The following is a 13,922-nucleotide window of genomic DNA, read 5'->3' as shown; positions in this document are numbered from 1 at the left end:
GGATGCGCCTTGGGTCTGCGCTGTTGCGCATCACGCCGGCGCCCCGTGTAGCGCTACTTCGACACCGCCGCCTCGAATCGCTTGACCGCTCCGACGATATCACTGCGTAGTTGCTGTAGCGCGCCGCGCCGCGCATCCGGCGGCACGAGCGCCTGCCACAGCAGCTCGACCAGCGAAGCGGCGGTCGCTTCGATATCGACGGCTTTCTCCTTGCGCACGGCATCCCACAGCACGTGCTCCATCGGACCGTAGATGGCGGAGCGCAGGAGCCCGAGCGACATGTCCGCGCGGATGTCGCCATTTGCCACGCCTTCGGCGAGCACGCTCATCATCGGTGCGGTATAACGGCGCTGCAACTCGACGATCACGTCGCCGAACTTGTCGTCTTTCTCGCGCCCTTCGGAAAGAATTAGCGCACACAGTCCGGTTCCGTCGACGGTCAGGCGATAGAGATGCGTTCGCACGAGGTACGCAAACTTGCTGCGCGTACCGGCAATCAACGGCAATTCATTTTCTACCTGGGCGATGATCTCGTCGTACCAGTTGCCGAGTACCCGAACGCACAGATCGCGCTTGCTTGCGAAGTAAGTGAAGATGGTCGCCTCGGACACCCCCACGCGCCGCGCGATTTCCGTCATGGTGGCGCCCGCATAGCCGACTTCGGAAAACACGAGCCGGGCTGCTTCGAGAATCGTCTTGAGGCGCTGCCCGGAGCGCGCCTGCACTGGCACGCGACGCGAGACGGAGGATGTGTTCATTGCGGCGAAGAAGTGGTCAGGGATAGCATTGGCAGGTTAGTTGAGTCTAGCTCAATGTAATTCGTCTGGAAAGACTGCGCAAAGATCCAATAAGAAACTTATGCGCTCAACTGCACGTCGTCTGGACTTGAGCTAAACTCAAAAACTTCAAAGCACCAGTCAGTGATGGAGACAGTTCGCATGCCTACCGCTTCGCAGCGCACCTCATCGCCGCCCTCTTCATTGAAGGGCTACCGTTCCGTCTTTCGGGAAGGCCTGTTCGATGGCCAGGTGATCGTCGTCACCGGTGCGGGCAGTGGACTCGGTCGTTGCACGGCGCACGAACTCGCGTCGTTGGGAGCGAGGCTGGCGCTGATCGGCCGCAGCGAAGACAAACTTAAAACCGTGCTAGCCGAGTTGGCGGCGGACCACCCAGCCGTCGCCGGTGGTCACCGCATCTACGCGTGCGACATCCGCCACGAACCGCAGGTCCGCGAAACGATCGCTTCGATCATCGGCGAGTTGGGCCGCATCGACGGTCTGTTCAATTGCGCCGGCGGTCAATTTCCTGCTCCGCTGGAAAAGATTTCGCTGAATGGCTGGGACGCGGTCGTGCGCAACAATTTGCACGGCACCTTTCTGATGTCGCGTGAATGCTATACCCAATGGATGCAGCATCACGGCGGCGCGATCGTGAACATGCTCGCCGACATCTGGGGCGGCATGCCTGGCATGGGTCACTCGGGCGCGGCTCGGGCGGGTGTATGGAATTTCACCGAAACCGCCGCCTGCGAGTGGGGCCACGCGGGCGTGCGGGTCAATGCCGTTGCGCCAGGCTGGATCGCATCGGCCGGTATGGACAGCTACCATGAGGATTATCAGGCGCTGTTGCGCACGCTGAAAGACAAGGTGCCGCTGCAACGCTTCGGCACCGAATCCGAACTCGCCAGCGCAGCCGTGTTTCTGCTCTCGGAAGCGTCGGCGTTCATCAACGGTACGGTGATTCGCGTCGACGGCGGCGTGCCGAACGCGCGTCATTCCTGGCCGTTGGCGCAAGCGGAGCGTACGATCGAATACAACGGTTTTCCGCGCTATGAACCGCCGACGGGTTTGCAGCACCAGGTCGAGCCGCACGCATAGGCGGCACGCCGCGCAAACCGGGCGGCAGTCGACGGCGACACGAAGGAGACACGATGAACCTCGAAGGCCAGACCTACGATTCGCTGACGGCGAATTTCGCGTGGCGTATTGCGCCGCGCTACAACATCGGCATCGACGTCTGCGACAAATGGGCCGACGGCTCGGGGCGTCTCGCGCTGATCGTCGAAGACGCCGACGGCCACGCCACGCGCTACACATTCGACGAATTGAAGACCTTGTCCGACCGCTTCGCGAACGCATTGCAGGCAAGCGGCGCGCAACGCGGCGACCGCGTCGGCATCTTTCTATCGCAATCGATCGAGACGGCCATCGCGCATCTCGCCGCATACAAGGCGGGCATGGTGGCCGTGCCGCTGTTCGCGCTCTTCGGCGTCGACGCGATCGAACATCGTCTCGGCGACAGCGGCGCGGTGGCGCTGATCACCGATCACGCGGGCATGCAGAAAGTCGACGAGATTCGCGCCGCATTGCCCGAGCTGCGCGACGTCTTCAGCGTCGATATCGAACAGGATCGCGCGGACCCGTCCGCGCCCGTGCGGTCGTTCTGGCAGGCGCTGACGCATGCATCCGCAGACTTCACGCCGGTCGACACCGGCGCGGACGATCCCGCGGTCATCATCTACACGTCGGGTACGACCGGCAAACCTAAGGGCGCGTTGCATGGGCATCGCGTGTTGCCGGGTCATCTGCCCGGCGTCGAGATGTCGCAACAGGGCTTTCCCGCGCACGCCACGCTGATGTGGACGCCGGCGGACTGGGCATGGATCGGCGGGCTGTTCGACGTGCTGCTGCCGTCGTGGCATCACGGCGTCGCGGTGCTCGCGCGCCGCTTTGCAAAGTTCGACGGCGAGGCCGCGTTCGATCTGATGGCGCGCCACGCGGTCTCGCATACGTTCCTGCCGCCGACCGCGCTGAAGATGATGCGCGGCGTCGCGCATCCGGAGCGCTGGCCTCTCGCATTGCGCTCGGTGGCGAGCGGCGGCGAATCGCTCGGCGAGGAGTTGATCGGCTGGGGCCGCGCGGCGCTCGGCGTGACGATCAACGAGTTCTATGGACAGACCGAATGCAACGTCGTGGTGTCGTCGTGCGCGGCGCTGTTCGAGCCGCGCTTCGGCGCAATCGGCCGCGCGGTGCCGGGGCATCGCGTCGCCATTGTCGATGCGAACGGCGATGAACTCCCGCCGGGCGCAATCGGCGATATCGCGGTGGCCGCGCCCGATCCGGTGATGTTCCTCGGTTACTGGCGCAACGAAGCGGCGACGCACGAGAAATTCCGCGGCAGGTTTCTGCTGACCGGCGACCTCGGCACGCGCGACGCGGACGGCTTCATCCGTTTCGTGGGCCGTGGCGACGACGTGATCACGAGCGCCGGTTACCGGATCGGCCCGGCGTCGATCGAAGATTCGCTGCTGCGCCATCCTGCAGTGTCGATGGCGGCCGTGATCGGCGCACCGGATCGCGAGCGCACCGAAATCGTGATGGCGTTCGTCGTGCTGAAACCGGGTTTCGTCGGCGATGCAGCGCTCGTGCGCGAGATTCAGCAGCACGTCAAGACGCGCCTCGCCGCGCATGAATATCCACGCGAAATCCGCTTCGTCGACAGCCTGCCGTTGACCGCAACCGGCAAGGTCATCCGCAAGGCGCTGCGTGCAGGACTCGCGCCGCAAGCGGACGACCCTACTGCAAAAACCTGAAACCCGATGACCACGACCGCACGCCGACCCGCCACCCGAACCGCCAGAACATCAAGAACGTCCGCGCCGCAACCGTCCGCCGCCGCACTCGACGATACCGACCGCAAGCTGCTCGCGCTGCTCGCCGAAGACGCCACGCGCACTTACGCGGAACTCGGCAAGCTGCTGTTTTTATCTGCGCCCGCGGTTCACGAACGCGCCCGGCGTCTGAAGCGCGAAGGCGTGATCAAGGCTACCGTTGCCGCACTCGACGCCGCGAAACTGAACCGGCCGTTGCTCGCGTTCGTGCACGTGGATACGACGAGTTGGGCCGTCACGCGGCAACTGCTCGCGCTAGAAGAGCTATCGGACGTCGAGGAGATTCATACGGTGACGGGCGAGAGCGCGATGCTGCTGAAAGTGCGTACGCGCGACACTCAATCGCTCGAACAACTGCTCGAGCGCATTCACGCGATAGAAGGCTTCACCGGCACGCGCAGCTACATTGCGCTGACCACGTATCTGGAGCGCGGGCCGAGCCCGAACCTGTAGCGCGGTGACTGGAGCATGCCGCTCACGCATGCAATGCAAGACCCTTGACCGCCTTGTCGACCGCTTTCTTCGGCCCCCGCACCGCGATTCCGACGAGATCAGGCGCGTCGGCGGCCTCGGCGCGAAACGCCTCGCGGTTCGCTGCGTCATGTCCGGTGGAGAACATCGCGCGCACATAGACGGCGCGCGTCAACTCGCGTTCGATGCCCTGGCGAAACGCGCGCAGCAAACCCGCGTTGTCCGCCTGATAGATCATCATCGGCTGGCCGAGCAGCCGCGCATGCCGGCGGCCGGCCGCGTCCTCGTACGGCTCGCCGAGCGCCTCGGGCGCGGCACCCGCGATGCCGGTGGCGAGAAACGCGGTCACATTGAGTTTTTGCCACACGGCGAGATCGTCCAGCACGATGATCGCGACTTTCGTATCGAATTCCATTACGCACTACGCTCCATGTTCAAGAGAGATTCCACAGTCGAATCTTATGGAAGATCGCCGCATGTGGGGCGCGCGCGCGGCAAAAACGAATAGGCTTCGACGAACTTGCGTTAGCGCGGCGCCGATGTCGGGTTTTGCCTGATAGGGTTCGGCGCAAGCCGGCTTGATCAAGGACGTGCGCTGCAACGCAACCTGTCGTCGTACTGGAAGCGGGCAAGCTGCATACGCAGGCCGATTTCACTACCGGCGAACAGGGCTCATTCCAGTTACTTTCGTGGCTCGGCAAACGTACTACGTCGGGCACTTGGCGCATCGCCATGGATCGTCCGAATCTGCCTGGACGGATCTGCAAGACCGTCGGTGACAGCAAGGACGCCAGGCTGCTCGACTGGCGCTCACGCGAAGAACTCGACCCGCACCAAGGAGCGCGTGCCTTGGTTCCAGCGCGGCTTCTGTTTTCAGGGCTGCCGCACCGCGCGAAGTGGTCGACCTCTATACCGGGTTGCCGCGCGCGCAGGCCACGACGCATATGCAGTTGCGCACGCAGGCGCGTGTCGTGCGAATCGAAACCGATGCGCGCGGTAAGGCGAAAGGAGGTGCTCTATTACGACGCCAACGGCAAGGTGCAGCCGCAAAAGGCACGCATCGTCGCGGTGGCCGGGAATGCGATCGAGACGCCGCGTCTACTGCTGAACTACACATGGAGACCGTCTCGCTCGGACTGCCGTTTCACGCGGCCTTTCTCGACCGCGGTGCATGCGGTCCGAAGTTCGCCCAGGCGATGGACCAGTACGCGTACACGGCGGCCATGTGGATCGTCGGCGAGGACATGCCGCGCGATCCGCGGGGCGACCGGTCCAACGGTTTGGTCGGCTGTGCAAGCTTCTAGCCTCAGAGGCGGGAGTCGTCCATCACATCCGAATCGTCGTGAGAGCATTGAAAGTTGACAATTATCGACAATCGAAGCCTTGTCGCCATGTTACTTATGGCTTGTTCTACCGCGTCGTGCGAATTCTTGTGGAGGGGCAAGATGAGTCGTTGGTTGGTGGTGCTCGTATCGTCCATAGCGCTGTGGTCCAGTTCTGCAGTTGCTGCGACAGTGCCGGTTGTTGGCTATATCGCCGAGCCGAAGATTTTCTTCTCTGGAATTTCGGACGACGCAAGCAGCGGAACGTTGACGCTTAAAACTTCTACCGGTGCGATCTGTCGCGGGCAATGGATGTATAGCTCGCCAGTATCAGGTTATGCCCGTGCGACGTGTGGGGACGGCAGAAATGTTGAAGTTCTCTACAATTCAATTGACTCTCCAAGCGGTACCAGTATCGGGAACGGGTCAACTTCTCTCGGTGAGCGAGTGGTCTCTTATGCGGGCCACGATGCGGCTCAATACATGGCTAGTCAATCAAATACGCCGAAGGAGAAGCTGGTTGGTATCGGAAGCGGGTTTTTTGTATCCGAAGGAGGTGCGCTTCTGACAACCCATCATGTCATAGCCGGATGCAATCGATTTGCCGTGTGGAACGGTGAGCGAACATTCGACGCGGCCTATGTCGCGTCCGATACCAAAGTCGATCTTGCCGTATTGAAGGTGAGTAGTTGGCGTGGATTTTCCGCATCGTTCGCACCGGAATCAGAAGTTGGCGAGACAGTCTATTCCTTGGGATATTCATCAGGAGTTGGGCAGAAAGCGCCATTGGTGATTCAGCAAGGCGTGATTGCGTCCATGTCCGGACTCGATGGAAAGAGGTTTCTTTTACAACACTCGGCGGTGTTCCACCCTGGCAATATCGGCGGCCCGCTACTAGATCCATCCGGGAACGTTGCGGGAGTCAACGACTTGACATTAGGTGCAGGCGAGCCAATCAATCAGCAGTATTACGCGATCAAGCCGGATGTTGCGCGCCAATTTCTGTCGAGTAATGGCGTCAGTGCCTCTGCGGACTTGAAAGGCGGCCCAGCCTCAGCACAAATCGCCTACAAAACCGCAAAAGAATTTACTGTGCGTGTGGAATGCTACGCGCGAATGTAGAAGGAACGGCTATTTCGCAAATAGGAAGTAGATTGATCACTGTTATTTGAGCAGAATAAATTAAAAGAACGTCCATACGGAGCAATCCTGAATCGACGAGGAAAAGCAATGGATGGCAAGAAGACGCAGACGACAACTTGACGACTACACATCCACAAGATCCGGAGCGGCTCAACGAGTGCCGCCGTGTTCAATTGGACAGCTGTGAATCCTTGTATTCCTTGTTTTTTAGCTGCGTGCGATGCAAGTTTTCTAAAGTTGACATTTTTACCGGCGTAGCTGTGAGACATTTAATTCGGTCTACGACAACACACGCTAGATATCGCTGACGCCTCGAAGCATTGGAAAGAAGGGGGGTGACATGGCGAATGGATCTCGGGAAATCTATGTACGTCGGATGCTGTATGTCATTGAAAATTGAAACATTAATATGCAGCCACCGTTCGTTTGTCTCCTCATGTTTGAGGGGACGTGGAAGTGGTTAGAGCGTTGATTTTTTGTGCTTCCGAAAAAAAGAAGAACTAGGTATGGCGGAAAAAATTTAACGAGGTGATGTGAATGAACAACGGCAACCCGTGCACAGAGGGGCATTCCGACATGACCGGTGGACATTTCGGTACATTGCTGTGCTCCGCGGTGTTGTGCTTGACATTGATATCTTCTGCAGCAGACGCTTATGCAGCGCAAGCCGCGGCGAGTTCTTCCAGGGAAGCATCGAGTCCGGCATCTTCGTCTATTCCGGTTATTCAAAGTAATAAGCTGCAGCCAGACGCATCAAGACCTGGGTTGACAGCCACTGATACTCATTCCGGTTCGGCAGGGCAGTCGGCAGACGGGGCAGCACTAGAGCTTAATGAATCGGTTCGACTAGCGCTAAATCATTATCCATCTATTGCCGACGCGATCTCCCAGCTCTCGCAGGCAGGCGTCGGCATCGATGTAGCGCGTGCGGGTTACTTCCCCAAAGTGACGACGGGTTTGGGTGGCGGGAGCAACTCTCCTACGGGCGGGGCAACCACCACATCCGTTGAAATCACCCAGATGATCTATGACTTCAATAAGGTCAAGAGCGCGGTTGGTCAAGCTAATGCAACTGTGAAGCGGCAACAGGCGGAAGTCCTGAGGGAGATTCAATCGGTTGAAAGACAGACGGCCGAAGCATATGTCAACGTAAGTCGGTATCAAGCGCTTGTCCGCATCGCGGAGGACCAGGTTAGCGCAATGGAGCGAGTGTACGAGATGGCAGAGTTGCGTGCCAGTGCCGGCGTCAGCACACGTTCGGATCCTATCCAGGCTGGTGCGCGGCTTCATGGTGCGCGAGCCAGCTTGGGAGAAATGCGCGCACAAAGCCAACGTGCCCGACAACATTTGCGTACGCTAATTGGCAGCGAGCTTTCGGGACAGGTCGCGCCTCTCTCGATGGAACAGGCGTCCGGAAAATCATTGAGTGTCGATCCGGATACGAATTTGATGCCCGACGTTATGGTTGCCCAGGCGGAGGCAGAAATCTCGCAGAAACAGCTTGACGCGGCACGCGCCGATCGATTGCCGACGGTTTCCCTTGACTACTCGCTAAACAAAAACCTGACGGGTATAAATCCGACCACCTTCGCACGTAATGGTTCGAACCACACCCTAATGGTTACGCTGACGTGGAATGCTTTCCAGGGGGGTGCGCTAAACGCGCAAGTTAACGCGGCTAATTATGCGCTTGACGCTGCGCGTTCACGGATAGAGCGAGCTCAGCTAGACGGTATGGACGCGGCGCTCGATTCTCGCGAGCAAGCGCTTGGAGCAAAGAATCGGGCAAGTGATCTTGTTGCGAGAAAGGCAAGTCTCGAAAGCGCGCGCGATCTCTACCAGGAGCAATACAAGCTTGGTTCGCGGTCCATTCTCGATTTGCTCAGTACCGAGGAAGAGTTTTTTCAGGCCGCCTCGGATGAAACTCAGGTTCAGCACGATTACTGGATTGGCGTGGTTGATTACGTAGCTGCGACGGGCGCTGGAAACGAATTCTATGGTATCGGCGCGGATGCTGCACCAGGTTTGGAGGGGAATCGATAATGGATGCTCGTCTATTACAGCAGCGATGGCTCGACGCCATGCTGGTTGTGGCCAGTCACTATCGACTTGGTGTTTCCGAAGAGACCGTTCGGATAGGTTTGGTGTGGCAGGAGGGAGCCGCAGAAGAAAATCTGCTTTTTGGAATGGCTAGGCGAATCGGCCTCTCGCTCAGGTTCTTGCCAACGGAGCGAGCCAAACTGGATGCGTGGAATCTTCCCGCCGTGGTTGAACTCAACGACGGCATGGTATGCGTTATGACGTCAATCGACGGTAGTGGGCGAGTGACTTCGACTGTCAGTGGCGAAGGAGGCGTTCGTACAATTTTGCATATCGACGCATTGAATGAGAAGGTGCGGCGCGTTGCCATTCTGCGACCTTTGCAGTCAGCGCCGGATATTCGCGTAGATGATTATGTGAAACCGTATCAGAAGAGCTGGTTTTGGGGAATCGCTCTCAAGGAATGGCCGCGGTATGTTGACGTAATGGTGGCGTCGCTAGTTGCCAATCTCCTCGCGCTCGCTGGTGTCTTATTTTCGACGCAGGTGTACGACCGTGTGATTCCGGCTCAATCGGAAGCAACGCTATGGGTGCTTTTTAGTGGCGTTTTGTTGGCTATCGCATTTGAATTTGTCTTGCGTCTGGCGCGCGCCCGCATCTCGGATTTGACGGGTAAGCGAGCAGATCTGAAGATCACGGATGTTGTGTTCGGGCACGCCTTGCGTATCCGTAACGAAGCTCGGCCACGCTCCACGGGTTCCTTCATTGCCCAACTACGTGAACTGGAGCAGGTACGTGAGTTGATGACCTCTACGACTGTCGGCGCGGCGGCCGATCTTCCTTTCTTTTTCCTGTTCCTGGTGGTTATGTGGCTGGTAGCGGGACAGTTGGTGTTGGTCACGCTGGCTGCAGTTCCACTACTGGTTATACCCGGTCTACTCGTTCAGCGTCCGTTAGCCCGGCTTTCCAATGAGGGGACGCGTGAATCTGCATTGCGAAATGCAATGTTGGTGGAGACGGTGCAGGGAATTGAAGATATAAAGCTGCTCCGCGCGGAGGAAAAATTCCAAAGTCAATGGAATGAAGTGAACGCGGTCTCCGCTTCGGTGAGTATGAAGCAGAGATCCATCGTCAATTTGCTAATGACCTGGACGCAGGAAGTTCAGAGTATTGTCTATGCCGTCATGCTGCTGATCGGCAGTTTCATGGTTATGAAAGGCGACATGACTACAGGCACTCTCGTTGGGGCCTCTCTGTTGTCGTCGCGAATGATCTCTCCTCTTGCTCAACTTTCCGGTGTCTTCGCGCGTTGGCAGCAGGCAAAGGTGGCGCGTAAAGGGCTGGATGAACTGATGGAACGGCCGGTGGATCAAGCGACGCATGAGCGCCTTGTTCATCGCCCGTCCCTTGCAGGTAACTACACCCTTGAGCGAGTGAATTTCAAGTATGGAGAGGACGATCGGGCTCCGACCCTCACGATACCGCGCCTGGAAATTCGCGCAGGAGAGAAGATCGCCTTGCTGGGGCGCATGGGTGCGGGTAAGTCGACTCTCCTTCAAGTGCTCGCTGGCCTTCGGTCGCCACAGGAAGGAGACGTTATTCTGGATGGTACGCAACTCAGGCTGATTGATCCTGCAGATGTGCGTCGTGATATGGCATTGCTTGGCCAACGGGCGCAGCTCTTCTACGGAACCATACGAGAGAATTTGAAACTCGGAGCGCCAATGGCCTCGGATGAAATGGTCGCAGCTGCAATGCAGATGGTGGGCGTGTTGCCGTTTGTTCAGTCTCGTCCCAAGGGACTCGACGAGCTTATTCTTGAAGGTGGGGCGAGTCTTTCTGGTGGCCAGCGTCAATCACTTTTACTTGCGCGGACGCTGTTGTGCGACTCGCAAATCGTTTTGCTGGATGAGCCAACCTCCAGCTTTGACGAAGGTAGTGAGCGCCATGTTATTCAATCGATGAAAAGTTGGCTTGGATCTCGAACTCTCGTGATCGCAACTCATCGGATGCCGGTTTTGGAACTCGCGGACAGAATCATTGTGCTCGATGGTGGTCGGGTAGTGATGGACGGTTCCAAAGACCAAGTTATTGGAGCGCTATCTCGATGAAATTAGATGACATTGATCTTGGTGCCCCCAAAGAGTCGGGTCCTCGTCGAAGAGAGGGAGTCGCCAGAGCAGAGCAATCGCTCGAACGATCTGTAAAGCGCGATTCGAAAACGTTCTTTAGCAAAACACCAATTTCATCAACTCCGCCGCGGGAAAGCCGTGTTACGTGGATCATTGCTCTGATGGTCGTAGTCTTTCTTGGGTGGGCGGCAATCTTCAGGTTGGACGAAGTTTCAAGTGGTGTCGGGAAGGTCATTCCGAGCTCGAAAGAGCAGGTTATTCAATCGCAGGAGGGCGGAATACTGGTGGCGTTGCACGTTAGCGAGGGAGATATCGTACAGGCGGGCCAGGTCATTGCTCAGCTCGATCGCACGCGCTCCGAGGCGACGGTCGAAGAGAGTGCGTCGAAGCTACGGGCAGCAGCGGCAACCGCTGCGCGACTCACAGCCGAGGTCAACGGCACGGCCCTCGTTTTCCCGCCCGATGTTGCGGCGGATAAGGATCTGGTGCGCAGCGAAACGTCATTGTTCCAATCACGGCAAAAGGCTTTGAATTCAACGCTAGCGGATTTGAGTCGGTCGATAGACCTGATCAGGCGTGAGCTCGATATGACTCAACCTCTCGTTACTAAAGGGGCGGCCAGTGATGTGGAGGTACTTCGATTAAAGCGTCAGATTGCGGATCTGGAAGGCAAGCAAAACGATGCGCGCAACGACTACTACGTTAAGGCCCGTGAGGAATTGGCACGGGCGAACGCCGAGGTCGATGCGCAGCGATCCGTTACTCGAGGGAGGGAGGATAGTCTTACGCATTTAACGTTCAAATCGCCGGTCAGGGGAGTGGTCAAGAATATCGCGGTTACCACGCATGGCGGTGTTGTCGCTCCAGGGGGGCAACTCATGACGATTGTTCCAATGGATGAGAAGCTTCTTATCGAGGCGCGGATTTCTCCGCGTGATGTGGCATTCATTCATCCCGGCCAGGATGCAATGGTCAAGATAACGGCGTACGACTATTCAATCTACGGTGGTTTGCGCGGGAAGGTGACCGTCATTTCGCCGGATACGATTCAGGACGAGGTGAAGCGCGATGTCTATTACTACCGGGTCTATATTCGGACCGATGCCGACCACCTGGTGAACCGGAAGGGAAAGATATTTCCAATCGTGCCTGGCATGGTGGCTACTGTGGACATACGTACAGGTAGCAAGACGGTGCTGGAGTACCTGATAAAGCCGTTGAATCGGGCGCGTGAGGCCCTTCGTGAGAGGTAGGCTCTGGCCTGGAAGTCTGGCCTTTGAGCCGAGAGTATGTCTGGAAATTTGTGGCGATGTCGCACGATGCGTCTGAGCTGATTTCAGTCGGTACGGAAGCGGAGATTCTCTTCAGTGAATCGAACTAAATCCGCCCGTCAGTGGTTGATTTGTCGAGCTGGACGTAGCGGTAGCGGCGGTGTCCTACCGTGAATAGTAAGGAGTCCGCGATGACTCAGAAAGAAAAGGTATTTCATACCGACGTTGGGCGGTTCGCTCGAGCCGGCCCGACACGTCGCGATCGCCACAGACTGACGACATCGTCTGTCGGTTGCGCAAGATCACGTCCAATGAGTTCTATCGCGTTATGTGCAGTAAGCGATTAGGGCGTGAACCCTTGTCGTTCGACCGATATCCGTCGCGTCTTACTGGCAAGCGGAGCAAATTCTCGGATGAGGCCGAGTGCGGGGACGCACTTTTAGAAGAATTGCGATTTAAGTGTTGCAGTGGTCCGTGCAGAATCGCCGGTAGTGCCTCAAATTTTGTGCCGATAGCCGGAAGATCTGCGTTGTTGGTGCCCTGTTACCTTTAGGAAGGTGTGGAACATGTCTGAAAATATCACTATTGTTGACAAAAAGTCGCATGCGCAAACGAATCTGACTGCGTCCGATGTCAAGCTGGTTTCCCCGTCGGTAGTCGAACTGCCATTGCGGCGCGCCGAGATCAAGTCGATTGCGCGCGACGGGGATGCTCTGGTCATCAATACCGTGTCTGGCGAAGTGATCGTGATTCACGGGTTTTTTAATACTGTTGGAAATGTTGATAGTGACCTCGTGCTGCAAAGTGACGATGGTCTGTGGCTGCTTGACCAATCGTCGTTGGATGCAGCGCATCCTGAGGGCGTATTCTCGTCGATCGACACGGTTGAGCCGCTGTTGCTTCACGACGATTCGGGTCTGGGCGCGTTGGCGATGATTCTGGGTGGTCTGGGTATTGCGGGTGGGGCGATTGGCCTCGCTGCCAGTAGTGGTGGTGATTCAGACAAGCCGGCAAGCACCAAGGTAGATTCGCCGACGATGTCGCTCACACAGGGGCAGGACGGTTTGCTTGTGGCGACGGGTCATGCAATACCTGGTCATATGGTGACAGTCACCTGGCCGGATGGCAGCAAGTCGAACGTAATGGCGGATGCCTCGGGCAACTACTCGGTGTCGTCGGACGTGCCGCAGACGAGCGGCACGGTGGAGGCTGTCGCGACCGATCCGGCGGGCCATGTGAGTGATCCCACCGATGTGAACTACACGGACACGACCGCGCCGCATGCGCCGGTGGTGAACGTGACGCCGAACCCTGATGGTGGCCTGACGGTGGATGGTACAGCCGAGCCGGGCTCGACCATAATTGTGACGTATCCGGACGGCAGCACGGCTTCGACCGTGGCGGATGCCTCGGGCAACTACAGCGTGACGACGGACGACCCGCAGACGAGCGGCACGGTGGAAGTGATCTCAACCGATCCGGCGGGCAACGCGAGTGATCCGACGGACGTGAACTACACGGACACGACCCCGCCGCAGGCGCCGGTGGTGAACGTGACGCCGAACCCTGGTGGTGGCCTGACGGTGGATGGTAAGGCCGAGGCGGGCTCGACGGTGACGGTGACGTATCCGGACGGCAGCACGGCTTCGACCGTGGCGGATGCTTCGGGCAACTACAGCGTGACGACGGATGTGCCGCAGACCAGCGGCACAGTGGAAGCGGTCGCCACCGATCCGGCAGGCAATCCGAGCAAGCCGACGGACGTGACCTATACGGACACGCAGGGTCCGGGCGCGCCGGTGGTGAACGTGACGCCGAACGCCGATGGTGGCCTGACGGTGGGTGGTACGGCCGAGGCGGGTTCGACGGTGAC

Annotated in this window: 10 protein-coding genes and 1 pseudogene; 9 read left to right on the top strand and 2 right to left on the bottom strand. The window is 58.3% G+C overall.

What is annotated here, in order from left to right; all coding sequences use genetic code 11:
* Positions 1–53: 53 nt before the first annotated feature.
* Entirely contained in the window at positions 54–758 is a 705-nt protein-coding gene (locus tag CIC12_RS13560; RefSeq protein ID WP_168664613.1) for a TetR/AcrR family transcriptional regulator, read from the bottom strand.
* A 180-nt stretch (positions 759–938) separates the two neighbouring features.
* Between CIC12_RS13560 and CIC12_RS13555 the strand changes: the two genes are divergently transcribed.
* Genes CIC12_RS13555 through CIC12_RS13545 form a run of 3 tightly spaced genes read left to right on the top strand, consistent with a single transcriptional unit; the run spans position 939 to position 4,123 of the window.
* The gene (locus tag CIC12_RS13555; RefSeq protein ID WP_168664612.1) at positions 939–1,877 is read left to right on the top strand and encodes an SDR family oxidoreductase; all 939 of its coding nucleotides are present in this window, start codon (positions 939–941) and stop codon (positions 1,875–1,877) included.
* Positions 1,878–1,930: 53 nt separating this feature from the next.
* The gene (locus CIC12_RS13550; protein WP_168664611.1) at positions 1,931–3,592 is read left to right on the top strand and encodes an acyl-CoA synthetase; all 1,662 of its coding nucleotides are present in this window, start codon (positions 1,931–1,933) and stop codon (positions 3,590–3,592) included.
* 6 nt (positions 3,593–3,598) lie between these two features.
* Positions 3,599–4,123: an Lrp/AsnC family transcriptional regulator gene (locus tag CIC12_RS13545; RefSeq protein ID WP_168664610.1), complete on the top strand. Its 525-nt coding sequence runs from the start codon at positions 3,599–3,601 to the stop codon at positions 4,121–4,123.
* Positions 4,124–4,145: 22 nt separating this feature from the next.
* Here CIC12_RS13545 and CIC12_RS13540 read toward each other — a convergent pair whose 3' ends face one another.
* Complete coding sequence (locus tag CIC12_RS13540) at positions 4,146–4,556, bottom strand: DUF2000 family protein (RefSeq protein ID WP_168664609.1); 411 nt, start codon at positions 4,554–4,556, stop codon at positions 4,146–4,148.
* 194 nt (positions 4,557–4,750) lie between these two features.
* Here CIC12_RS13540 and CIC12_RS33860 point away from each other — a divergent pair.
* The 6 genes and pseudogenes from CIC12_RS33860 to CIC12_RS13510 form a co-directional block, all read left to right on the top strand.
* Positions 4,751–5,397, top strand: a pseudogene (locus CIC12_RS33860) (GMC family oxidoreductase N-terminal domain-containing protein); the annotation flags it as partial.
* A gap of 189 nt (positions 5,398–5,586) precedes the next feature.
* The gene (locus CIC12_RS13530) at positions 5,587–6,585 is read left to right on the top strand and encodes a S1 family peptidase (protein ID WP_168664608.1); all 999 of its coding nucleotides are present in this window, start codon (positions 5,587–5,589) and stop codon (positions 6,583–6,585) included.
* A gap of 558 nt (positions 6,586–7,143) precedes the next feature.
* A complete protein-coding gene (locus CIC12_RS13525) occupies positions 7,144–8,649 on the top strand; it encodes a TolC family outer membrane protein (RefSeq protein ID WP_168664607.1) in 1,506 nt (501 codons plus the stop codon).
* The gene (locus CIC12_RS13520; protein ID WP_168664606.1) at positions 8,649–10,757 is read left to right on the top strand and encodes a type I secretion system permease/ATPase; all 2,109 of its coding nucleotides are present in this window, start codon (positions 8,649–8,651) and stop codon (positions 10,755–10,757) included. Before CIC12_RS13525 ends, CIC12_RS13520 begins: the two co-directional genes overlap by 1 nt.
* Positions 10,754–12,031, top strand: coding sequence for an HlyD family type I secretion periplasmic adaptor subunit (locus tag CIC12_RS13515; RefSeq protein ID WP_168664605.1), 1,278 nt, complete (start codon positions 10,754–10,756; stop codon positions 12,029–12,031). The genes CIC12_RS13520 and CIC12_RS13515 overlap by 4 nt, the downstream gene beginning before the upstream one ends.
* 584 nt (positions 12,032–12,615) lie before the next feature.
* A partial coding sequence (locus CIC12_RS13510) for an Ig-like domain-containing protein (protein WP_168664604.1) occupies positions 12,616–13,922 on the top strand: 1,307 nt, incomplete at its 3' end.

The organism is Paraburkholderia sp. SG-MS1, assembly GCF_012275575.1.
Taxonomy (GTDB): domain Bacteria; phylum Pseudomonadota; class Gammaproteobacteria; order Burkholderiales; family Burkholderiaceae; genus Paraburkholderia.
The sequence above is the reverse complement of the archived record's forward strand: the minus strand, read 5'-3'. Positions and strand labels throughout refer to the sequence as shown.

Excerpts from the sequence above, each read along its gene's own strand:
- CIC12_RS13560 (WP_168664613.1), bottom strand. The coding sequence starts at position 758 with ATGAACACATCCTCCGTCTCGCGTCGCGTGCCAGTGCAGGCGCGCTCC.
- CIC12_RS13555 (WP_168664612.1), top strand. The coding sequence starts at position 939 with ATGCCTACCGCTTCGCAGCGCACCTCATCGCCGCCCTCTTCATTGAAG.
- CIC12_RS13550 (WP_168664611.1), top strand. The coding sequence starts at position 1,931 with ATGAACCTCGAAGGCCAGACCTACGATTCGCTGACGGCGAATTTCGCG.
- CIC12_RS13545 (WP_168664610.1), top strand. The coding sequence starts at position 3,599 with ATGACCACGACCGCACGCCGACCCGCCACCCGAACCGCCAGAACATCA.
- CIC12_RS13540 (WP_168664609.1), bottom strand. The coding sequence starts at position 4,556 with ATGGAATTCGATACGAAAGTCGCGATCATCGTGCTGGACGATCTCGCC.
- CIC12_RS13530 (WP_168664608.1), top strand. The coding sequence starts at position 5,587 with ATGAGTCGTTGGTTGGTGGTGCTCGTATCGTCCATAGCGCTGTGGTCC.
- CIC12_RS13525 (WP_168664607.1), top strand. The coding sequence starts at position 7,144 with ATGAACAACGGCAACCCGTGCACAGAGGGGCATTCCGACATGACCGGT.
- CIC12_RS13520 (WP_168664606.1), top strand. The coding sequence starts at position 8,649 with ATGGATGCTCGTCTATTACAGCAGCGATGGCTCGACGCCATGCTGGTT.
- CIC12_RS13515 (WP_168664605.1), top strand. The coding sequence starts at position 10,754 with ATGAAATTAGATGACATTGATCTTGGTGCCCCCAAAGAGTCGGGTCCT.